Origin of the sequence: Paenibacillus sp. JMULE4, from assembly GCF_013337105.1 — a bacterium.
Classification (GTDB): domain Bacteria; phylum Bacillota; class Bacilli; order Paenibacillales; family NBRC-103111; genus Paenibacillus_G; species Paenibacillus_G naphthalenovorans.
This window is the reverse complement of the sequence record NZ_SGWF01000011.1, coordinates 764,097-784,417: the sequence shown is the minus strand read 5'-3', so window position 1 is coordinate 784,417 and position 20,321 is coordinate 764,097. Positions and strand designations below refer to the sequence as shown.

The window sequence follows — 20,321 nt, the reverse complement described above, 5'->3', positions numbered from 1 at the left end:
AAAAAGCCTCTACATGGAGTAGAGGCGGTCATTCAGCCGATGATCGGTCAAGCCCAAAGAAAACAGCTTTTCAGCAGCACTAAAAAAACACGAAGAAACCATGGTTCCCCCTTTAAAACCGTGCCGCAAAAACGCATATTCTTTCTTCGAGCGAAACGCTCACTCATCTCATCTCAACTGAACTCAACTGATCTCTACTCTGCTCTCAAACCAAAACTTACACCTTTTACGTTAATACCAACTATACTACCTCTGTTATGCGTTTGTCAATTTGGACAAATCGGGACGGAGCCTTTTGGCCTCCCTCTGAAATACATGCTTGATCTCCGCCTGGCTCTTCTCCGTATTGACCGTCACCATCAGCCGGACGCATTTGGGTAGGCTGCCTTCCACCGGAATTTCCAGCGAGCACATGAGCGGGACTAACTCCCAGCCTTCCATCTGCCTGATGGCCTTTGCCGGAAACGTCGCCGTTAAATCTTGAGTTACCGTGACAAACACGTGAGCAATCTCTTCAGGAATGATTCCGTTCTCCGCAATAATCTCGTTCAAAAGCTCCGTTGTAGCCGATAAAATTTCGTTCTCATCATTATTTTCTACTGTTGTTGCCCCGCGTATTCCCCGTACAAACATAAGTCAGTCCTCCTGTTTCAACTGATCCACGATGTCTCTGACCCATTCCGCGGATACATTTTTATTGATCTCTACCTTGCCGATGTCCGTAGGAACGATGAAGACCATCTTGCCTTCCTTGAACTTCTTGTCATACATCATGGCCTTCATGATTTCATCCGTATCCATATGCGCAGGCACGGCAACCGGCAGACCGAATTTCTTGAAAATCCGCTTCGTCGTCGTATAGATATGCTCCGGGTTGCCCAATCGGACGGACAGCTTCGCCGCGCCCACCATGCCAATCGAGATCGCCTCGCCGTGCAGAAGCTCGTTATAACCTGCAACCGCCTCCAACGCGTGTCCGATCGTGTGTCCCAGATTGAGGATCGCTCTCAGATCATTCTCGCGCTCATCCTGCGATACGACAGCCGCCTTCACGCTGCATCCCTTGTACAAACCATATTGCAGCGCCTCCGGGTCCAAACCGATCAGCTTTTCCGCATTGTCCTCGCACCAGGACGTAAATTCCGCATCCCAGATTAGACCGTGCTTGATCATTTCGGATAAGCCCGCACGCACATCCCTATCCGGCAGTGTACGCAATGTAGCCGTATCGTACAAAACCATTTCCGGCTGATGGAATGCGCCGATGATGTTTTTCGCCAAAGGATGATTGACCGCCACTTTTCCGCCTACGCTGCTATCATGCGCCAAAATCGTCGTCGGAATTTGGATGAAGCGGATTCCCCGCATATAGCTCGCCGCCGCAAAACCGGCCAAATCGCCGACCACGCCGCCGCCCAGCGCAATCACCGATGAATTCCGGTCAAGCCCTGCTTTGAGACAGGAGGTAATCACCTCCTCCAGAACCGCTAGCGACTTCGATTTCTCCCCGGAAGCTACAATGTGCGAAGCCGTCTTGAACCCGGCCCGTTCCAGCTTCCGGATGACGGGCTCCAGATGCTTCTTCGCCACATGCTCATCCGTTACGATCAGCAGCGCGGAGCGTTTGCTTATTCCATGCTTTTCGAAATACGAGTCAATATTCTCCAAAATCCCTTCACCGATATAGATCGGGTAGGATCGTGCTCCCAAATCAACCGTAAGCTCTTTTATCATATCCGGTTCTCCCGATTAATAGCTTTTCGTTTGTTCCAAATAGCTTTCATAGTTCCTGCGGATTTCTTCGATGGAATCGCCGCCGAACTTCTCCATAAACGCTCTGGCGACTTCCCAAGCGATCACATTCTCCATGATGACGCTCGCCGCAGGCACGGCGCAGGTGTCGGAGCGTTCTACCTGTGCGGTAAACGATTCTTTCGTATCGATATCGACGCTTTGCAGCGCCTTGTACAGCGTCGAGATCGGTTTCATCGCTCCGCGCACGACAATCGGCTCCCCTGTCGTCATCCCGCCTTCAAAACCGCCGGCACGGTTACTGGCCCGGCAGAAGCCGCGCGCTTCGCTGTACATGATTTCATCATGAACCAGGGAGCCTCTGCGCTTCGCCGCTTCGAAGCCGATCCCGAATTCGACGCCTTTGAACGCTTGAATCGACAGCACCGCCTGCGCGATCCGTCCGTCCAGCTTGCGGTCCCATTGGACATGGCTGCCGAGACCGACCGGAACGCCTTCGATAATGCATTCTACAATGCCGCCAAGCGTATCCCCGTCTTCTTTTGCCGCATCGATGGCCGCAATCATCCGGGCTTCCGCTTCTTTATCCGTCACACGCACCGGAGATTCCTCGGTGATCCGGATCAGGTCGTCAATCGGCATGTCTTGGCGCTGCACCTCGACATCGCCGATACGGATCACTTGACCGGCCACTTTGATGCCGAATTCCTTCAACAGCTCTCTGGCTATGCCGCCGATAGCCACGCGCATCGTCGTCTCTCTGGCACTGGAGCGCTCCAAAATATTGCGCAGATCGCGCTGATTGTATTTCAAACCGCCATTCAGATCGGCATGTCCGGGACGCGGACGGTTGACCCGCCGTTTGGTTTCATCCGAGCCTTCGATCGGCTCGATGTTCATGACAGATGTCCAGTGCTTCCAATCGTTGTTCTCTACGACCAGCGCAATCGGAGCTCCGGTCGTTTTGCCATGGCGAACGCCCCCGACAATAGATGCGGTATCTTTTTCGATTTGCATTCTGCGCCCGCGGCCGTAGCCTTTTTGCCGACGGGCAAGCTGATGATTGACCGCCTCGAAATCAATGGACACATTGCTTGGGAAACCTTCGATAATCGCCGTCAGCTGCGGCCCGTGCGTCTCTCCTGCTGTTAAATATCTCACTTATTAGTCCCCTTTCATCCTATCCCATGAAAGCATAAGCCTCAGCGCGCTTAGTCGCTTTAGCGCTTTTATGTACTCCATTCCTGTGCTAATTATAGTATAGGTGTCTGCCTTTGACAAGAAACGCCCCCACAAAAAAAGAAACGCCGTCCTTTGGCATGATGCCAGTCAGACAGCGCCTCTTTCTTGATTCGGCTGGTTTAGCGCCAGCCGTTTGCGGGTTGTTTATTAAGTACGGAAGAGCCGTCCTTATGCTCGGGCTCGCCGACCAATCCCAGAATTTGAACCGAATCGATTCCCAGGATTTGCGCGCATTCCTGCATCGTAATAAATCCACGGCGGTACGCGGTAATGACCTTTCGTTTATCCATGTGTGTCCTCCAGCATGCTTTGCAAGCAAGCGCAGCTTTCAAAAGCAATTTATTCTTAGTATGGAACAACATGGAAGCGATTATTCACTTACGCCATCTTCCGGTAAAAAAACGTATCCGCCGTTTCCAATCCATACTGGCCCGGACTGAAAATTTGCTCGGTGCTGCCTACAAACAGAAGACCGCCAGGCTTCAAAGCATGGGCAAACTTCTGATAAAGCATATGTTTCGCCTCTTCCGTAAAATAAATCATCACGTTGCGGCAAACAATCAAATCAAACTGTGTATCGAACGTATCGACAAGCAAATTTTGCTTTTGAAAACGGACCGCCTTTTTCAGCGATTCGTCAATATGATAGGTCATTTGGTCCTGACGATAATATTTGCGCAAATATTTTTTCGGCACATCCTTCACCGAGCGGTCGGAGTAGATCCCCTTCTTCGCCTTATCCAGCGCGCCTTCGTCGATATCGGTGGCCAACAACTGACTGTTCGAAAGCGCCCCCAGCTCCGAGAGAATCATCGCCAGCGTGTAAGGCTCCTCGCCGGTGGAACAAGCGGCGCTCCAGCATTTAAGCCTATCGGTTTTGCGAAGCATCTCCGGCAAAAAGCGCTGTTCGAGCACCTCCCACCGGTTCGCGTTGCGCCAAAACTCGGATACATTGATCGTCATCCGGTCCAAAAATTCATGGAATAAAGCCTTGTCTTTGCTCATTGCATCAAAGAATGCCGCGAAGGTGGAATACCCTTTTTTCATCCGCAGCGTGGTAAGACGCCGCTTCATCTGAGCTTCTTTATACTGCGCCAGGTCTATGGACGTATAGTCCTTCACCTTCTTGATAAACAGCAGAAAATCCGTATCCTCCATGACGCCATCCCGTCCTGTCAAATCCACTTTTGTATTGATTGATTATAGCTAAGCAATGCTTCCGCCCTGTAAAAATGGGCAATCTCCCGTTCGCCGCTCTCCGGCTAAACCATGGCAAACAATTTTTCCATTTTCCTGTCCCCTCATGCTCTAATAAGAACGGTTCCCCACAAAATGCGCAATGCTGACCAAGTCTTTTTTGGCTTGTATATCGGGCAACCCTTCCAGGGAGCGAATGGCCTTGTTAATGTAGTGAGATACCATCGCCTCTGCACGGGTTACGCCTTCACTGGCGCGTATCATGTTCAGAAAATCGGTGACGTCGGTTTGCCCGTCGGAGGCTTCAATTCTTTCCAATTCACGAAGCAGAACCGGACGAAGCGCGGGATTTTGCAGAGCAAAGATAACCGGAATCGTAATATTCCCCTGCTTGATATCGCTTCCGGGAGGCTTGCCGATTTCCTTTTCGGTACCGCAAATATCAAGTAAATCGTCGCGTACCTGGAAAGCCATGCCGACATTGTAGCCAAAATTAAAAAGCTGCTTGGCCGTTTTCTCTGATGCTTGTGCCGCGATCGCCCCCAATTGGCAGCTGATGGCCAGAAGCAGCGCAGTTTTTCGTTTGATCCGCAGCAAATAATCCCTTACCGTTTGTTCCGTATGAAAGAACATACGGATTTGCTCCATTTCGCCGATACTCATTTCCACGAGAGCTTTGGACATGATCTGATGAATGGACGGTTCGGGAAGCCGGGTCACAATCGTCAAGGCTTTGGCAAAAATGTAATCCCCCGTATACATTGCAATACGATTATCCCACTTCGAGCGCACCGTCAGTTGACCCCGTCGCGTTTGGGCATCGTCAATCACATCATCGTGCACAAGCGATGCCATATGAATCAGCTCCAGCGGTACCGCCACATGTTTGACCCGCTCCAGATCGTAATTTCCGAACTTGGCTCCCAGCAGGACAAATACCGGACGAATCCGCTTTCCCCCTGCCTTAAGCAGATGTAAGGAAGCCTCGCGAAGGATCGGATGCTCCACGTCGATGCTTCGCTCCAGCTCTTTCTCGATAAAGCTGATATCTTTTTGAAATTTTGCATAGATATCCAAAAGTCTCATTCCGTCACCCGTACTACAGAATTGTCATTCCAAATGTTCAGCGACACCTCCCGATCCAAAAAACCGAGCTCCGCCGCATAGCGATAATATAATTTAAGTCCCTCCTGCTGCTTAGGGCCGAACTCATAGCTGAGCGTAGAAAAATAATGCCGCCAATAAGCTTCCGTACCCCCGATTAACGCCTGCGCGTCTTGCACAAGCCTTGTCAAATCGGCCAGCGATTTGCGTTTGCTTTCCATAAAAGCATCAAAGATGCGCCGGATCTGCTCAGGCTGCTGCTCAACCGTCTGTCTCCGAATCGTGCAAACGGCAAAAGACATCCATTGGCCGGTTAATCTCGTCCATTCCGCCCCCAGATCGGTAACGAGATACCCGCTGTCTTCCCAACTGGCGCGAATCGCATGATCTCCGATAAGCAGCGCGGCATCGGCCGTTCTCATCATCGGCCTCAATTCGGGTGACGCATAAACGTAATTCGGTTCGAGCCCGTAAAATTTGGTCAAAATGATTTTGAGCAGGTTCACCGATGTAGCCGATGTCGTAGGAAGCGCGATCGTCGCTTTCCCGAGCTCTTCCAAAGGCTTGCGGTGAAACAGCAAAATGGAATTTACATGACTGAATGCGCTGACGGACATATGGGGAAACAGCATATAATTCTCGAAATTTTCCCCGTAAGCAAACGAAGAGATCGGACCGATATCGATTTCCCCTTTTGCCATGGCACGGTTCAGCTGAGTCGGAACTTGCTGAATAACCTCCAGCTCGCTGCCGAAAGAGGAGAACGGGAAATAATAAAAGAGCGGCCATACATTGGTAAAGTCAATGCGGCCGATACGGATCGCCCGATGTTTCTTTGTCATGTCTGCATACCCCATCTTTTATACAATTGATGTTCGATTTCCATCGTGTCCAATATTTTTCCTACAACAAAATCAATCATGTCGTCAACCGTTTGCGGACCTTGATAGAACGCCGGCATCGCCGGAATCATTCGTACGCCCAGCCGGGACAGCTTCAGCATATTTTCCAGGTGAATCGCATGCAAGGGGGTTTCCCTGGGCACCAAAATCAACTTGCGGCCTTCCTTCAGCATCACATCGGCCGTCCGCTCCAGCAGATTGTCCGATGCGCCGTTGGCAATACCGGATAGCGTCCCCATCGAACAGGGGACAATCACCATGCCTTTGGTCAGGAACGATCCGCTCGCCGTCTTGGCGCCGATATCCTGGTTAGGAACGTATTCATAGGAACCGGCAGACCCGCCCAAATGTTTCTTCAGGCTTTCCTGCCTGCGCCCCGCATCCCAGCCCAACTCCTCTTTCAATACCCGCCATCCGGCATCCGTAATCACGAGATGCAAATGCTCGCCTCGTGACAGCAGAAAACGGCATAACCGGACGCCGTATGCTGCACCGCTTGCGCCCGTAATGCCGATTACCCAAGGTCTGCTCATCCCGTATTCACCACCAAATCGATTAGCGTAAATACAAATAAAACGATGCTCAAGGTGCTGTTCATTGTAAAGAACGCCGTATTCAGCCTTGTCATATCCTTCGGATTAACGATCAGATGCTCGTACATCAAAAGGGCATAGGAAATCAATACCCCGACCAAATACACCCACGTCAATTCGGTCAAAAAAAACAGGCCGATGAAACCTGCCGCAGTGATGATATGAAACCAGCGTGCAATTTTGAGCGCTTTCGGTATGCCGAACCGGCTCGGAATAGAATGAAGCCCTTCCTCCCGGTCGAACTCGGCATCCTGGCAAGCATAAATCACATCGAAACCGGCCAGCCAAAATACGATCGCCACATAAAATACCAAAGACGTCAGCGTAATTTCACCGGTTACCGCCACCCATCCGCCCAAAGGAGCAAGCGCAACGGTCATGCCCAATATAATGTGGCATGCCCAAGTGAACCGTTTCGTATAAGAATAAATGACAAGAAAAAAAACAGCGACCGGAAGCAGCTTAAAAGCCAAAGGACTCAATTGCGAAGCCGCCCAAAACAGCAAAATAAATGAAACGAGAACAAACAAAATCGCTTCCTTCGAGGAAATAAGCCCGGCCGGAATCGCCCTCATCGCTGTACGCGGGTTTTTGCCGTCAAATACTTTGTCGATCACCCGGTTGAGTCCCATCGCTGCGCTTCTGGCTCCGATCATCGCAAGCAGAATCCAACCGATCTGCCCCCATGTCGGAAGCTTGCCCAGCATGACCACAGAACCAAGCAGCGCCCCCATGAAAGCGAAAGGAAGCGCGAAAAGCGTATGCTCGATCTTGATCATTTCCATATAAATTTTGGTCTTTCTCCACAGCATGTCGTTATTCTCCCCCAGCTCCGATTGCCGCTTGCGGCTTCTTGCCCATATGAAGGGCCGCAATGCCCCCGGTAAGAGGATAAACCTCAACGTCCGTTAGACCGGTTGTCCGGAATATCTCTGCGAGCTGCTTATGATCCGGAAAGTGAACCAGGGACTCCGGCAGCCATTTATACTGCTCATAGCGTTTTACAATCAATTTTCCGAGCAGCGGCAAAATCTTTTGAAAATAAAAATAATAAATCGATTTGAACGGCTGCCAAGTCGGTTTGGAAAGCTCCAGCGAAACGACCAGCCCTCCGGGCTTGACCACCCGCTGCATCTCTTCAATGACCTTAACCAGATCCGGCACGTTCCGAAGCGCAAAGCCGATGGTCGCATAGTCGAATGTGTTGTCCTCAAACGGAAGTTCCATCGCGTTGCCGCGAACAAGACGGATCTGCTTGTCCAGACCCAGCCGTTGGATTTTCTCCCGGCCCACATCAAGCATATTTTGGCTGAAATCGAGTCCGACCATTGCCCCCGTCCCGCTTGCTTCCGCCAAACTTATCGTCCAGTCACAGGTGCCGCAGCATAAGTCAATCGCCGTGCTTCCCGCCCGCACATTCATCTTTTTCATGGTAAAGCTTCTCCATGCTTTATGCCGGCGAAAGCTTAATATGTCGTTCATCAAGTCGTACTTGGGCGCGATGCTCTCAAATACGGAGTGAACGAATTGTTCTTTGGATTTGCTTTGCATTCCGCTTGTCACCTCAAATTTCCTGCGTCGCCCGCGGTCCTGATAAGTAGCTGCGAAAAGATTCGCCAATCGAGCTGAGTTCCTTCCCGAGATTCTCCGGCTGAATCCCCTGCAGCTTTTCCTGCAATTCCTTAAAACAGGCGTCAAGCAATTGGTACAGCTGGGAGGTCACTCTGTATTTCAACCAAATCGAACGAAGCTTCGCCTGATCTGCTTCCCCATGCTCAAGCAGCTTTTTCTCTTCCTTCGTCCCCCATTGCAGCACATGCCAAAAGCCCCAGCTCTCTCTGTAATGCTGGGACGTTTCGGAGCGGATGATCTCTTGCAGCAGCACTTCGCAGCGGGTAAACAATCTCAGAATCTCCGGCCAAATACCGTAAAACCGCTCTTCAAGCAGAGAAGAAAAGGATAAGAACAATTGTGTTTTTACTTCAACCATTTGGCGGATGTATTCATCAGCCGTCAGCTTGAGCTGCTTTTTCATCAAGTACAAATTCATTTTTAACCGGTTCACTTCACAAATCCCCCTGGAAAGCATACCGATCAAATCGATTTGTCCTGCATGCGACAGCAAGTAATAAAACCGGCTGCTGAAATAATCACCGGCCAGCACTTTAAGCTGTCTGGAACGGCTCTCCGCCTGTTCCTTCACATCATTGTTGACGCTGACCATGTCGTGTGTATCCATTCCGATTTGAACAAGTGAGGTCACCAGCGTAAACAGTTCGCTTTGTTGGGCCAACGCACTGTGTTTATCAAGAAAAGCATACAGCAGCCGACTGCGAAATTCGGGAAAACGAGGCAGATCCGTATGCTTTTGAATCATGTCGTACTCCAAATATTTTGCAGCGATCTCCGGAATCCGATAAGAGTTCATATGTAAGCCTCCGAACGAACGAAAAATAACTCAATCTTTCTTCATCTGAATTAGTATAGCATAAAGTGTTTTTTTTCGCATGTTCCAGGATCAGCTTTTTTCTAAAAACCGTGCCTTCCATTTCGGAGCATAGGTCATTCTATAATGCGCATCGAGAAACTGCTGCAATTCATTCGCGTTTTGCGGACGAAGCCCCGATTCGTTCGCAAGCCATTTCTCACGTCTTGCATCGGCGGCAACGAGCAGACCGGGACTTCCGCTTCCCTCCTGCGAGCCGTCCAATACCCGAATCAACACCTGATATATATTGGTTGACGAACCGAACATCACCTTGGGAATTTCATACAAATCTTCGAAAATATCTGCTTTCTCCGTCGATTTAACGGAAAGCAGATCAATGGAAACGATCGCATGGTTAAGTTCCACACGCCGGATTCTCTGATGCAGCTGCATTTTGGATACGACATCCACAATGTTGGCCTCGGAGACCGGCTGTGCCTGTACAGAACGAAACACGCTGACGGTGGCATCCAGCTTGGACAAGTAAGACAACCCGGCGGCAACTGCGACCGATACCGCTGTCATGAGCAACAGACGAGGAATCCATTTCACTATGCCTTCTTCCTCCTTTAGACGGCAGCCCCGTCCAAATCCATGTCTGTTATCATTGTACAACGAAAAAAAGCAGGCTATGCCTCCGCCTGCCCGAAAAATTATTCCTCCGTATCAATTACGCCGTACTTTGTCATAATCTTAGCCTTGCCGCGGATTTTGACCGCCGACGTATGGTCTGTAAACTGGGCAATCATGACCTCGCCTTTGTCCAGCTTCTCCGTATGATGAAACCGCGTATCCTGCCCTCTCGTAAGTCCAATCACCTGCACTCCGTTTTCCATTGCTTTCACGATAAAATAATCATTGTGGTTCGTTTCCATCCGCCATGTCCTCCCGCACTTATGCTTAGATAACCCTAATCATGCAGAAAAAACTTGCCAATGTCAACTTTTTAAGAGAAAGGCTGTGTTAAATTACATGGTTGATATTCGGCAGGCACAACATTTGTCCTATTGTCCTATTGACCGGCCGTTTTAATGAGGCTGCAACGAAGGAGTTGCAGAGCATTATTGGGGTTGGTTCTGTTATTTTGACAGCAAGAAATAGAGAATACAACGTCGAATAAGAAAAGTATGCGGTCGCGCTAAACATGCTTTTCCTTCTAAGTTAACAAACAGAATGGCTCTGCAAATTTCTGAACGAACAGAAGGAGATCATGGTTATGCTGAAATGGCAGACGAAATGTTAAAGCTTGCATCAATCCAGCCCGGATTTCTGGGAGTGGAAAGTATCCGGGAAGGTTTAGGCATCACGGTGTCTTATTGGGATTCTCTCGAAGCTATACAGCAATGGAAACAAAACGAGAGACATCTAATTGCACAAAGTAAAGCAAGCACGAATTGAGTCTTGCAGTTGGGCTGCCTTTATTCAGGCAGCCATCGTTTTGTTTTGAAAGGGGTCTTTATTCGTGTAAAATCCTTTGAGACGGCCCGGAACCAGCCTGACCGCCAAGTGAATCAACAGATCCGCCAGCTTCACCACCCCATATGCAAAGGCCATTCCGGCAATGACGTCGAGCACCCAATGTATCTGAAGGTACATGGTAGAGAAGATGATCGCCGAACAATAAGCAACCATCGTATATTTGAACAGGCGGTCCTTCTCGCGGAGGGCCAGAAGCAGCATTGCAAACGAAATCGAAGTATGCATGCTCGGAAAACAGTTCATGACGTTCATAAGCAGGTCATTTTGCGTTGCAAACTGCCGGCTGAGCAAATCGGGCTGGCCTTTGACCCACCATACTTCCCGAAGCAGAATCAAATTGTAGAACGGCAGGATCAGCGGGAACTGCAATAAATGGCCGGAAAGTGCATACGACAGCATTTTTTTAACACTTCTCGTCCAGAAGCTGCGGACAATGCAAATCCATAGGGAAAGCACAAATCCGTAATTATAGATCCACACCATAATCCGATCTGCAGCCGGGTGGTGAAAGTGTCTGGCCCATGCGGCGTCGTTCAGCGGAATACTTCGCATAAAGGCATCCCAATTCCATGGATGACGATTGTTTTCAAACATCCAGTTGGCAATTTTCCACCACAATCCATTCCCGGATCCATAGAAATAATAGAAAATGCCAAGCAAAGGAATCCCCACAACAAAAAAACGCTTCCAATCCATGTCCACTTGATCTTTGCGTACACCCATCAAGCAAATGAGAAGAAGTACCCAACAGCCGAAGCTCCAATTGCCTATCACCCCGATTCTCCATACCAAAAAAATCGAGGCCAGAATACCGTACATTTCCCAATCTTGTGATGCCATCCATCGCTTCCACTTTACTGACATATTGTGGTCTTCCCCTCTTGCATGTGCTATGAAATTGTTTGTGTTTAGTCCTGAACTAAGACGAGATTAGTATACCAAAAAGAACAAACAGTGTCTTCATGAAATTTTAATAAATGACCGTTGTTATTACGCTATTTCTCCTGCAGCTGAAAACTTTTTTGGGAAGAAAAAAAGATCGCTCCAACATCATTGGAAACGATCTTTGCTAATAATCGGAGTAGCGGGATTCGAACCCACGACCTCACCCACCCCAAGGGTGCGCGCTACCAGACTGCGCCATACCCCGGCATCATCGCGCTGCCTTACGTTCAAAAACGCTTGTCGGACAAGGTATTCTGCATTTTCATATTCACCCGCCCTTTATTCGGCGAGATTCATTATAGCACGTAGCCGCACACCCATGCAATACTAAAACGCGCACTCATGCGAAATAAATATTATTCTGCGAAACATGGCGCAATCCACACTAGTGACCCTCATGAATGTGGCGCGGCGGGTAAGTTATGGTAAAATATGACTCGAAGAGATTCTAAAGGGGGAGCCTTCTTATGGACAATTTAAGAACCTTTTTGCAAGAAAGCGGAGTTCAATTTGAAATCATTCATCACGAAAAACAGATTCGTACTGCACAGGAAGGCGCGGATTTTTTGGAATTGAAACAGGTCAGACAGCACCTGCATTAGTTCTCAAGTCGGAAAAAGGCTACTTTGCGATGATTGTTTCCGGAAGTCGTGGGCGTGTAGATTTAGAAGAAGTGTCGGGAATTCTAGGATGCCATCAATTGAAATGGCTAGCCCAAAAGAAGTCCGAGAGATAACTGGATACACTGTTGGCAGTGTCTCTATCGTGCTTTCTTTGCCTTGTATCGTTGATAGAGGACTTTTCCGTTATCCATTTATTTATGGTGGTACGGGAGAGCCGACGTCGACACTGAAAATAATCCCAAGTGCTTTGGAAAAACTAAATCAAGTTGTTGCTTATTTGGATTAAGGTGGTGGCAATTCCATGAAAAATTTCACTTCTATCTTTAGTAGCGCGGTGCTGTATAACGGACAAAGATTTCGTAATAAATCGTACTGGTCTGTTTCTCATTTGAACAATCCGTTTGATGACTGGAAGCCGTTTTTCCTTCTTGTTCACCGTCTGCTCTGAAGCCGCTATTGCCGATTTCAAGCATAGCGATGCCCTCCATTCATTTTCAATACATCGGAGATGGAACATCACACTTAAGGAATAAGGATGATGTTCTTATTCACCGATTCAAACCGCAAATCTATAGCTGGTCAAGTTTAAACGTACGTAATCTGCGGTAAAACGTACTCCGCGGCAGGGCCAGCAGCTTCGCGGATTTGGATACATTTCCTCCCGTCTGTTCCAGCGCCCATATTATCTGGTCTTTTTGAACACGCTTCTGGTAGTTTAAAGCCGCCGGGTCACGATTCGGCGATTCCGCAAAATCCGGGTTTTCTCCGCAGTCGGATGCATTTCCGAACAAAGAACGGATATCCAGGCCGGAAAGATTCTCTCCCCTGGACAAAACGGATAACCGCTCCAAAACATTGACTAGCTCTCTGATGTTGCCCGGCCAATGGTATCGCATCATCGTTTGCATCTGGTCCTCAGTCAACTGAATGGACCAACGGTTATTTTTACAAATATAGCTAACCAGATGAGGGATATCCTCCCGCCGGTCGCGCAGCGGAGGTATATTGATGGAATACACAAACAATCTGAAATACAGATCTTCCCGAAATGCTTTTTTCTGACCAGTTCCCGAAGATCCTGATGCGTTGCTGTGATCAATCTGAAATTTAACGGGATCACTTTATCACCGCCTACCGGTGTAATCTCCCGCTCCTGCAAAACACGTAAAAGCGCGACCTGCACTGCGGGCGAAATCTCCCCGATTTCATCAAGAAACAGCGTTCCGCCATTGGCCTGCTCGAATTTTCCTTTGTGTCCATTGCGTTTTGCCCCGGTGAACGCTCCTTCCACGTAACCGAAAAGTTCGGCCTCCATCAACTGCGGCGCAATGGCGCCGCAGTTTACAGCAATGAACGGAGCATCCTTGCGCAAGCTGTTCTCGTGTATAGCGCGGGCGATGACTTCCTTCCCTGTTCCGGTTTCGCCGTTCAAAAAAACCGAGGTATCGGTGGGTGCAACTAATTCCATTTCCCGCAGCGTACGCGAAAACGCTTTGCTCGAGCCGGATTCCCCCCGGAAAATAAAGCCTGTTCTCCGTTGGTTCTCGACCGTGAACTGCTGATGACCAACCGCAAAATAGACGGAATATCCAATGATTCTGCCGTGGTTCGCAGAGGATATGGGAGTCCTGTATAGCTCCTTGTAGCCTTCCTGAAGGATATCGTCCACCTTCAACCTGCTGTGAGGAGGAACGGAAAATTGAAGTTCATTACTGGTTAAAACGATTTCCTGCTTATTCGTGCACACGGCGACCAACCCGCCGCTTTGAATGCGGCCAATAGAATGTTGAAGCAGCTCGATCTCATCGTTTTGTTCTGCTATTTTACATTGCTGTTCAATGTTATAGGCTATCGATACGACCAGCCCAAAAGTGTAGTGGTGAAAACGATGCACGGGGCTTGTAACGTTCAGGATGCCGATTAGCGTACCCCCTCCATCATATATCGGGGCAGCGGCACAGCAGCAATGGTGGTAAGCACTCGAGTAATGCTCGGTACCGTTTACCAATAAAGCCTCCCCCGTGCACAGTGCGGTAGCAACGGCATTCGTGCCAACATCCTCCGTCCATCTTACGCCTCTAACGATGTTGGACTTCTTTGCCATTTGCAGGGTTTCCGGGTCTCCCTCAAGCTCAAGAACGCAGCCGCTAGAATCGCTTAATAATACGATGGAGCCCGAACCTTCTATGATCCTGCATATTTTCTGCATATACGGTATCGCAATGTCGATCAAGGCCGCATTCTTTTCCTGCTGTTGGATGAGTAAATCACCGGCAAGGATCGTCTTGCATTCGGCTGTAGACGGATTCACTCCTGCTTGTTGACAGCGGAACCACGATTCCGAGATGCGCTTGCTTATTCTGGACCTATCCATTACTCCTTCTCTGACAAAGCGATCCCATATATGGGTTGTGACTTTATCGTTAATCATTGACCATCCCCCTACCTGGTATAATTAGACTCCCGTCAGAAGCCGGAATAAATTCTGCTTGCTTTGAGCTTTCATAATGTATTCATTTATCAAAGAAACTGCGAAAAACCCACAATTCCTCCAGCTTTGCTATCATATCCGGTTGGTTTTGCCGGAATTCGGAGAGCCTCCCCGTGGCCCGATTCCATTCTTGGGGAAACCGGTTTTGCCACCATCAATTAATAATAGCGCTGTCATTTTGCATTGAATCATCTCTTCAATAAACATACTTATGGCGTTATGCAATTATTAGTATTTTGGATACTATGGGATGAATCGTGTTTTAGTTGATTCAACGTTGTTAGGGCAGCCTAGCCCGAATAATTCTCTTCAGGAAAACGCAAAAACTCCTAATGTCGGAAGGTAGGGGTTCCCATGGACATAAGGAGCTGCTTTTCATGTAATGCGGATATTGATATTTGTATTCCCGGATCAAACTGCTGAGGAGTAACCCCGGCCTTTCGGGTTGTCAAAGGTTGTGCAGCCAATTCAGAATCACGGTTTGCAGCTGTTGGATGCGGCCTGTAAACACATGGTCGGCGTCCGGCAGCACATGAAGTTCAATCCCGCTGCCGGATACGCGCTGCAGCGTCTGTGAACCTGCGACAGGAACAGCAATATCCGCTGCACCATGCACGATTAAACATCGTCCCTGCAGACCAGGCTCTGTTGTCAGATCAGGCTGCTTGAGCAAGTCCCGTACAAAGCCTCCGTCCAAGGTGAAGCCTTTTCCGTAAAAATTAGCGATGGTCTCTCCACGTAACGCTTGTTCCCACAGTTGAGGTCCAAGGATGATCTGCTGAAAATTTTCGACCGGCCGGACAACAGGCGCCAACGCAATTTTTCCGGCCGCCTGGCCCTCTGAATCGTCATAGGAACACGCTAAATAACCTCCCAGACTATGGCCCAGCAAACAGACCTTCAATCCGGCCAGCGTCGGCTGCTGTCCGGCCCATGCGATAACGCTGCGCAAATCCTCCTTCCACCCTGATACCGTGGTATCAGAAGCAAACTCGCCCTCGCTTTCTCCGGAGCCGGCAAAATCAAAGCGCACCACATGGATTCCGGCAGATTCCATGGCAAGTGCAAGGCGAAGGAGAAGCTGATTCGCGCCGATTTTGTCTCCTGTAAACCCATGGCACACCACAACCAGCAGGTCACCTGCGGGATGCTCGGGTGTATGAACTATCGCTGACAATCGCCTGTTACGGCTTGGGATCCAATAGTGTTCTTTCATCGTCTTACTCCCCTCCTTTCACATCTTCGGTCATCCGGTTCATTGAGCGTGTACATCGAGCACCCGGCTCTGACAAAAAACAATTTTATATCCGGATGGCTTGCCCTTGACGGGACGCGGTTCTTTCAGTTTCTATGATATCACTTATGTTTAAAACCGGGAATCCCGCGGAAGCAATGGAGCAAGCATCGCCGTAATTCGACAGTTCAGCGTTCCGCAAAAACATATCTATATTATTTTTTTGTAGGCCCCCTTATAAAACAACAACGGATCCCCGTCATCCATTTGTATGGCCTTGACCTCCCCGACAAACAGGGTATGGTCGCCGCCGTCGTATGTTCTCCATAACGTGCAGGCTAAGGAGGCCAGGCAGTCTCTGATGATAGGAATATCTTCATGATAGTCATATTGGATCTGCTCTTCTACGGAGTCTTTACATTTCCCGGCAAAATGACCGGACAGCTCCTGCTGGCTTTCTCTCAGGATGTTGATGCCGAATGTTTTATTCTTTTCGAGATAAGCATGCGTTTGCGCCTTTTTACCGACACACACCAATACTAACGGAGGCTCCAACGAGACAGACGTAAACGCATTGGCCGTCATTCCTTTAACGGCATATCCGTCCGATGTAGTTATAACCGTCACCCCTGTGGAGAACATCCCTAACGCCCCCCGAAAATCTTTGCTGTCAAAATGGGTATTCATCGTATGCCTCCTTGTTTTATCCTGGTACGGGCACTTCACAAAGGCGGTGTCTAAAAGACGTACCGGATACGGCTATCGGTCTTCTAGACACCCATGAGCATAAGGCTTATTCACAAAGGTTGTTTCACTTTTGGATGCGCGGCAGCACTTCTTCCATCAACAGCTGCATGGACTGCTTCCACTGTTCCGGCGCATCCAGGTAATCATAGGTAGTAACCAGGAGCGTCCCAAAGCCTCCCACGGTGTCGTAAAGCGCTTGCAATTTTCTGGCTACCGTATCCGGAGAACCTACAAGCCAGCTGGTTCGCGCCATGTATTCAGGCGTTACCTCATCATCTGTGACCGAGGAATCCTGCTTAAGAATATCTAAGGCGCCCAACTCCTTGAACGTAGGCAGCCAATATTCTTTATGCTGACGTCCCATCATTCCGCCAAGCGACCATTCCAACGCTTCTTCATCCGTCCGGGCAACAAATACTTCCCTGGTAATCCGCCATTCCTCGCGGTTCGGCGTACGCCCTGTGCGTGCGGCCCCTTCGACTACCGAGTCCCAATGGCTGGCAATATACTCGTTTTTAAAGCCGAGACTCATCGGAATGTACCCTCGCTCGCCGCAAAGCTTCAGTGTCGGAGAGCCCGGGCTAAGCCCTGTAATGCCGATCGGCATATGCGGCTTCTGATAAGGGTACATGTGAAATTTCAGCAAATTTCCGCCGATGTGCGTGTTCACGTTCCAGTATTGACCCTCAAATCTAAACGGCTCTTGTTCGGTCCAAAGCTTCAGCATGATGTCAAAAGCTTCATTCATCATTTTCCGGTTTTCTCCAGCCGGTATGTCTACATCGAACAGCGTACCGTCACCGAGCAGTCCGCCTGCGCCTACTCCTAACATAAGTCTTCCTTGCGCCAAATGGTCAAGGTAGGCAAGACGGTGGGCCAGTTCGATTGGATGATGGTATGGCAGCAAATGAGCCCCCGGAGCCAGTTTGATCCGTTCTGTACGCTGCAATGCCTGAGCTATAATAAGATCGGGAGAAGGCACGGGTTCCCAGGGCGAGGAGAAATGTTCCCCTATCCATACTTCTGAAAATCCTAATTGATCCGCCCACTGGATGACATCTAAATCCCATTGGGCTGCATCGTACCGGTTTCTTTCCGGGGGATGGGAAGGCATTAGAAACAATCCGAAATTCATACAAATTCCTCCTTAAGGGCTTGGGATGTTTGCTCTACGGGAAGGAAGATCTGTAGATGGACTCCCGCTTGCTTAATTTTAGTGAGCAATATTCGTGCCAAAGCATTCAGCCCGTCATCCGCCGGATAAATCAACTGCCTGATGCAGCTGCCATTGTCATGTTGATACAAAAAATGGCTTAGCCGTCCCATTGTGTCCCATAATGTTCATGTATGGAAAATCACCTTAAGGGATCAACCATGGTAAAAAACAAAAAGAGCAACAAGGCATCAGCCTGTCGCTCTTTTTCTGAAGAAGAATTTTACTGCAATTCTACACTCTTTACAGTATGTACATTCACTTGATATGACTAAATTATTAATTGTTTGCTAAGTCTTTCAAAGCTTTACCTGGCTTGAAAGCCGGAATTTTGCTGGAAGGGATTTCGATTTCTTCACCAGTTTGCGGGTTGCGACCTTTGCGGGCGGAACGCTCACGAACTTCGAAGTTACCAAATCCGACCAATTGTACCTTCTCCCCGTTTTGCAACGCTTCGGAGATGGCCTCAAATACAGCTTCAACAGCTTTGGTTGCGTCTTTCTTAGACAACTCGCTTGTTTCAGCTACCTTGTTGATCAAATCGGATTTATTCATGCGATTCACCTCCTCCCGAAATCATCGATTATGCCGTTACTCTCTTTGTTAACCGTTTCATTAAAAAATATACGTAGATTACGTTTACAACAAGGAAATCAAGATTTATATTAATACAGCACTAAGGTATTTTCAAGTAAAAAGACAAAAAATGCACCCTTTGGAGTGCATTTTTTAGCGAAAATAGTCAAATTCGTTACAGAATGATGGCAATCAGACCGCCCGAGCCTTCGTTGATAATACGTCCAAGCGTTTCTTGAAGCTTGTAACGGGCATTGTCCGGCATCATCGCCAGCTTGCCTTGGATGCCTTCCCGTACGATGGAATGAAGAGAACGGCCAAAGATGTCGGACTCCCAAATTTTGAGCGGGTTGTCTTCAAAATCCTGCATCAAATAACGGACCAGCTCCTCACTCTGCTTTTCTGTCCCGATGATCGGCGAGAATTCCGACTCCACATCCACACGAATCATATGAATCGACGGCGCGGTGGCCTTAAGCCTTACCCCGAACCGGGAGCCTTGGCGAATCAGCTCCGGCTCGTCAAGCGCCATCTCCTGAAGCGTCGGCGGAGCAATACCATAGCCGGTCGTTTTGACCATCTCCAGCGCCTCGGCAAAATGATCGTACTCCCGTTTGGCATGAGTGAATTCCTGCATCAGCTGGAGCAAATGGTCCTTGCCGCGGATTTCCACACCGACGACTTCCATCAGGATACGGTCGTACAGCTCATCCGGAGCGTACAAATCAATCTCTGCCACGCCCTGCCCCATATTCATTCCAGCCAAAGCGGCTTTATCAATAAATTCATATTCCTCGAAGCCCGCAACGACACGATCCACGTCACGCAGCCTGCGAATGTCCTGTACCGTTTCACGAACGGAGCTTTCAAAGCTCGTGCGAAGCCAGTGATTATCACCCAGAACCATAACCCAGCCCGGCAGATTGACATTCACTTCATGTACCGGGAACTCATACAGCACTTCACGGAGTACGGACATCATATCATCTTCATTCATATTGGCTACGCTCATGGCTACGACAGGCACGTCATGCCTCGCCTGCAGCTCGCTGCGCAGCTCCAGCACCGCTTCGCTCTGCGGTTTGGTGGAGTTGACAATGACAATGAACGGCTTTCCGACTTCCTTCAGTTCATTGATGATACGCTCTTCCGCTTCTATATACGAAGCCCGGGGAATTTCGGCGATGGAGCCGTCTGTCGTAATCACAACGCCAAGCGTCGCATGCTCTTGGATCACTTTGCGCGTCCCGATTTCCGCGGCTTCCTGAAACGGGATGGCCTCGTCGAACCAAGGCGTGTTGATCATACGAGGTCCATTCTCATCCTCATAGCCTTTTGCCCCCTCGACTACATACCCGACACAATCAACCAGACGAACGTTAACATTCAGCCCTTCCGCAACATGCAGCTGCACCGCATTGTTTGGTACGAATTTCGGCTCCGTCGTCATGATGGTACGGCCCGCTGCGCTTTGCGGCAGCTCGTCGGTTGCCCGGGCACGATCGGCTTCGCTTTGAATGTTCGGCAGCACGATCGACTCCATAAAGCGCTTGATGAACGTTGATTTTCCCGTACGGACCGCTCCAACGACCCCCAGGTAAATATCCCCGCCAGTACGCTCTGCAATGTCCTTAAAGATATCCACTTTTTCCAATGAGAATCCCTCCTACAGGTTGTTTAAGACGAAACTCGTACATGCTACGGTCTAGTACAAATATATGTATGACAGAGCAAA

General features: G+C 49.2%; 25 protein-coding genes and 1 tRNA gene. 3 read left to right on the top strand and 23 right to left on the bottom strand.

Features of this window, described 5'->3' with window-relative positions:
* Nucleotides 1–255: 255 nt before the first annotated feature.
* The 13 genes from aroH to mtrB form a co-directional block, all read right to left on the bottom strand.
* Entirely contained in the window at nt 256–633 is a 378-nt protein-coding gene (gene aroH / locus EXW96_RS09110) for a chorismate mutase (RefSeq protein WP_062408854.1), read from the bottom strand.
* Between the two features lie 3 nt (nt 634–636).
* Entirely contained in the window at nt 637–1,734 is a 1,098-nt protein-coding gene (gene aroB, locus EXW96_RS09105; protein ID WP_054818287.1) for a 3-dehydroquinate synthase, read from the bottom strand.
* A gap of 15 nt (nt 1,735–1,749) precedes the next feature.
* Nucleotides 1,750–2,913: a chorismate synthase gene (aroC, locus tag EXW96_RS09100; RefSeq protein WP_174350376.1), complete on the bottom strand. Its 1,164-nt coding sequence runs from the start codon at nt 2,911–2,913 to the stop codon at nt 1,750–1,752.
* A 200-nt stretch (nt 2,914–3,113) separates the two neighbouring features.
* Nucleotides 3,114–3,284: a hypothetical protein gene (locus EXW96_RS09095; RefSeq protein WP_171005810.1), complete on the bottom strand. Its 171-nt coding sequence runs from the start codon at nt 3,282–3,284 to the stop codon at nt 3,114–3,116.
* 88 nt (nt 3,285–3,372) lie between these two features.
* Nucleotides 3,373–4,152: a CheR family methyltransferase gene (locus EXW96_RS09090; protein WP_062408856.1), complete on the bottom strand. Its 780-nt coding sequence runs from the start codon at nt 4,150–4,152 to the stop codon at nt 3,373–3,375.
* Between the two features lie 150 nt (nt 4,153–4,302).
* Nucleotides 4,303–5,277, bottom strand: coding sequence for a polyprenyl synthetase family protein (locus EXW96_RS09085; protein WP_174350375.1), 975 nt, complete (start codon nt 5,275–5,277; stop codon nt 4,303–4,305).
* Nucleotides 5,274–6,137 (bottom strand): menaquinone biosynthesis protein, encoded by an 864-nt coding sequence (locus tag EXW96_RS09080; protein ID WP_054818285.1) that lies wholly within the window; start codon nt 6,135–6,137, stop codon nt 5,274–5,276. The genes EXW96_RS09085 and EXW96_RS09080 overlap by 4 nt, the downstream gene beginning before the upstream one ends.
* Nucleotides 6,134–6,730 (bottom strand): UbiX family flavin prenyltransferase, encoded by a 597-nt coding sequence (locus EXW96_RS09075; protein WP_054818284.1) that lies wholly within the window; start codon nt 6,728–6,730, stop codon nt 6,134–6,136. The genes EXW96_RS09080 and EXW96_RS09075 overlap by 4 nt, the downstream gene beginning before the upstream one ends.
* A complete protein-coding gene (locus tag EXW96_RS09070) occupies nt 6,727–7,599 on the bottom strand; it encodes a UbiA-like polyprenyltransferase (RefSeq protein ID WP_174350441.1) in 873 nt (290 codons plus the stop codon). The genes EXW96_RS09075 and EXW96_RS09070 overlap by 4 nt, the downstream gene beginning before the upstream one ends.
* Nucleotides 7,600–7,606: 7 nt before the next feature.
* Nucleotides 7,607–8,341, bottom strand: a complete 735-nt coding sequence (locus EXW96_RS09065; RefSeq protein ID WP_174350374.1) for a demethylmenaquinone methyltransferase — start codon at nt 8,339–8,341, stop codon at nt 7,607–7,609.
* Between the two features lie 13 nt (nt 8,342–8,354).
* On the bottom strand, nt 8,355–9,218 hold the full coding sequence (locus EXW96_RS09060; protein WP_174350373.1) for a heptaprenyl diphosphate synthase component 1: 864 nt from the start codon (nt 9,216–9,218) through the stop codon (nt 8,355–8,357).
* A gap of 90 nt (nt 9,219–9,308) precedes the next feature.
* Nucleotides 9,309–9,830, bottom strand: coding sequence for a hypothetical protein (locus EXW96_RS09055; RefSeq protein ID WP_062408861.1), 522 nt, complete (start codon nt 9,828–9,830; stop codon nt 9,309–9,311).
* A gap of 101 nt (nt 9,831–9,931) precedes the next feature.
* A complete protein-coding gene (mtrB, locus tag EXW96_RS09050) occupies nt 9,932–10,153 on the bottom strand; it encodes a trp RNA-binding attenuation protein MtrB (RefSeq protein WP_137669762.1) in 222 nt (73 codons plus the stop codon).
* A gap of 298 nt (nt 10,154–10,451) precedes the next feature.
* On the opposite strand from mtrB, the gene EXW96_RS09045 reads away from it, so the two are divergent.
* Nucleotides 10,452–10,676, top strand: coding sequence for an antibiotic biosynthesis monooxygenase family protein (locus tag EXW96_RS09045; RefSeq protein WP_174350372.1), 225 nt, complete (start codon nt 10,452–10,454; stop codon nt 10,674–10,676).
* Nucleotides 10,677–10,700: 24 nt separating this feature from the next.
* Here the strand turns inward: EXW96_RS09045 and EXW96_RS09040 are convergent, their stop codons facing one another.
* On the bottom strand, nt 10,701–11,621 hold the full coding sequence (locus tag EXW96_RS09040; RefSeq protein WP_074726809.1) for a phosphatase PAP2 family protein: 921 nt from the start codon (nt 11,619–11,621) through the stop codon (nt 10,701–10,703).
* 212 nt (nt 11,622–11,833) lie between these two features.
* Nucleotides 11,834–11,907, bottom strand: a tRNA-Pro gene (locus EXW96_RS09035).
* A gap of 262 nt (nt 11,908–12,169) precedes the next feature.
* On the opposite strand from EXW96_RS09035, the gene EXW96_RS28040 reads away from it, so the two are divergent.
* Both EXW96_RS28040 and EXW96_RS27400 read left to right on the top strand, forming a co-directional pair.
* On the top strand, nt 12,170–12,304 hold the full coding sequence (locus tag EXW96_RS28040; RefSeq protein WP_302621111.1) for a hypothetical protein: 135 nt from the start codon (nt 12,170–12,172) through the stop codon (nt 12,302–12,304).
* A 103-nt stretch (nt 12,305–12,407) separates the two neighbouring features.
* Nucleotides 12,408–12,611, top strand: a complete 204-nt coding sequence (locus EXW96_RS27400) for a YbaK/EbsC family protein (protein ID WP_254611289.1) — start codon at nt 12,408–12,410, stop codon at nt 12,609–12,611.
* A 37-nt stretch (nt 12,612–12,648) separates the two neighbouring features.
* Here the strand turns inward: EXW96_RS27400 and EXW96_RS09025 are convergent, their stop codons facing one another.
* The 8 genes from EXW96_RS09025 to spoIVA all read right to left on the bottom strand — a co-directional run bounded on the left by EXW96_RS09025 (nt 12,649) and on the right by spoIVA (nt 20,240).
* Nucleotides 12,649–12,798 carry a hypothetical protein gene (locus EXW96_RS09025; RefSeq protein WP_174350371.1) on the bottom strand — a complete coding sequence of 50 codons (150 nt, stop codon included), beginning with the start codon at nt 12,796–12,798 and terminating at the stop codon, nt 12,649–12,651.
* Nucleotides 12,799–12,894: 96 nt separating this feature from the next.
* On the bottom strand, nt 12,895–13,344 hold the full coding sequence (locus EXW96_RS09020; RefSeq protein WP_483874537.1) for an AAA-type ATPase lid domain-containing protein: 450 nt from the start codon (nt 13,342–13,344) through the stop codon (nt 12,895–12,897).
* On the bottom strand, nt 13,245–14,756 hold the full coding sequence (locus tag EXW96_RS09015; protein ID WP_174350369.1) for a sigma-54-dependent Fis family transcriptional regulator: 1,512 nt from the start codon (nt 14,754–14,756) through the stop codon (nt 13,245–13,247). The genes EXW96_RS09020 and EXW96_RS09015 overlap by 100 nt, the downstream gene beginning before the upstream one ends.
* A gap of 508 nt (nt 14,757–15,264) precedes the next feature.
* The gene (locus EXW96_RS09010) at nt 15,265–16,032 is read right to left on the bottom strand and encodes an alpha/beta hydrolase (RefSeq protein WP_174350368.1); all 768 of its coding nucleotides are present in this window, start codon (nt 16,030–16,032) and stop codon (nt 15,265–15,267) included.
* Nucleotides 16,033–16,260: 228 nt separating this feature from the next.
* Nucleotides 16,261–16,737: a flavin reductase family protein gene (locus EXW96_RS09005; RefSeq protein WP_074726807.1), complete on the bottom strand. Its 477-nt coding sequence runs from the start codon at nt 16,735–16,737 to the stop codon at nt 16,261–16,263.
* A 124-nt stretch (nt 16,738–16,861) separates the two neighbouring features.
* A complete protein-coding gene (locus EXW96_RS09000; RefSeq protein ID WP_074726806.1) occupies nt 16,862–17,932 on the bottom strand; it encodes an LLM class flavin-dependent oxidoreductase in 1,071 nt (356 codons plus the stop codon).
* 357 nt (nt 17,933–18,289) lie between these two features.
* Entirely contained in the window at nt 18,290–18,565 is a 276-nt protein-coding gene (locus tag EXW96_RS08995; RefSeq protein WP_062408868.1) for an HU family DNA-binding protein, read from the bottom strand.
* Between the two features lie 196 nt (nt 18,566–18,761).
* Nucleotides 18,762–20,240: a stage IV sporulation protein A gene (spoIVA, locus tag EXW96_RS08990; RefSeq protein WP_062408869.1), complete on the bottom strand. Its 1,479-nt coding sequence runs from the start codon at nt 20,238–20,240 to the stop codon at nt 18,762–18,764.
* Between the last annotated feature and the right edge of the window lie 81 nt (nt 20,241–20,321).

Excerpts from the sequence above, each read along its gene's own strand:
- EXW96_RS09015 (WP_174350369.1), bottom strand. The coding sequence starts at position 14,756 with ATGATTAACGATAAAGTCACAACCCATATATGGGATCGCTTTGTCAGA.
- EXW96_RS09085 (WP_174350375.1), bottom strand. The coding sequence starts at position 5,277 with ATGAGACTTTTGGATATCTATGCAAAATTTCAAAAAGATATCAGCTTT.
- EXW96_RS09000 (WP_074726806.1), bottom strand. The coding sequence starts at position 17,932 with ATGAATTTCGGATTGTTTCTAATGCCTTCCCATCCCCCGGAAAGAAAC.
- EXW96_RS09080 (WP_054818285.1), bottom strand. The coding sequence starts at position 6,137 with ATGACAAAGAAACATCGGGCGATCCGTATCGGCCGCATTGACTTTACC.
- aroH (WP_062408854.1), bottom strand. The coding sequence starts at position 633 with ATGTTTGTACGGGGAATACGCGGGGCAACAACAGTAGAAAATAATGAT.
- mtrB (WP_137669762.1), bottom strand. The coding sequence starts at position 10,153 with ATGGAAACGAACCACAATGATTATTTTATCGTGAAAGCAATGGAAAAC.
- EXW96_RS09075 (WP_054818284.1), bottom strand. The coding sequence starts at position 6,730 with ATGAGCAGACCTTGGGTAATCGGCATTACGGGCGCAAGCGGTGCAGCA.
- EXW96_RS09040 (WP_074726809.1), bottom strand. The coding sequence starts at position 11,621 with ATGTCAGTAAAGTGGAAGCGATGGATGGCATCACAAGATTGGGAAATG.
- EXW96_RS28040 (WP_302621111.1), top strand. The coding sequence starts at position 12,170 with ATGGACAATTTAAGAACCTTTTTGCAAGAAAGCGGAGTTCAATTTGAA.
- EXW96_RS09005 (WP_074726807.1), bottom strand. The coding sequence starts at position 16,737 with ATGAATACCCATTTTGACAGCAAAGATTTTCGGGGGGCGTTAGGGATG.
- EXW96_RS09095 (WP_171005810.1), bottom strand. The coding sequence starts at position 3,284 with ATGGATAAACGAAAGGTCATTACCGCGTACCGCCGTGGATTTATTACG.
- EXW96_RS09090 (WP_062408856.1), bottom strand. The coding sequence starts at position 4,152 with ATGGAGGATACGGATTTTCTGCTGTTTATCAAGAAGGTGAAGGACTAT.
- EXW96_RS09010 (WP_174350368.1), bottom strand. The coding sequence starts at position 16,032 with ATGAAAGAACACTATTGGATCCCAAGCCGTAACAGGCGATTGTCAGCG.
- EXW96_RS09025 (WP_174350371.1), bottom strand. The coding sequence starts at position 12,798 with ATGCTTGAAATCGGCAATAGCGGCTTCAGAGCAGACGGTGAACAAGAA.
- EXW96_RS09065 (WP_174350374.1), bottom strand. The coding sequence starts at position 8,341 with ATGCAAAGCAAATCCAAAGAACAATTCGTTCACTCCGTATTTGAGAGC.
- aroB (WP_054818287.1), bottom strand. The coding sequence starts at position 1,734 with ATGATAAAAGAGCTTACGGTTGATTTGGGAGCACGATCCTACCCGATC.
- EXW96_RS09060 (WP_174350373.1), bottom strand. The coding sequence starts at position 9,218 with ATGAACTCTTATCGGATTCCGGAGATCGCTGCAAAATATTTGGAGTAC.
- EXW96_RS08995 (WP_062408868.1), bottom strand. The coding sequence starts at position 18,565 with ATGAATAAATCCGATTTGATCAACAAGGTAGCTGAAACAAGCGAGTTG.
- EXW96_RS09045 (WP_174350372.1), top strand. The coding sequence starts at position 10,452 with ATGGCTCTGCAAATTTCTGAACGAACAGAAGGAGATCATGGTTATGCT.
- EXW96_RS27400 (WP_254611289.1), top strand. The coding sequence starts at position 12,408 with ATGGCTAGCCCAAAAGAAGTCCGAGAGATAACTGGATACACTGTTGGC.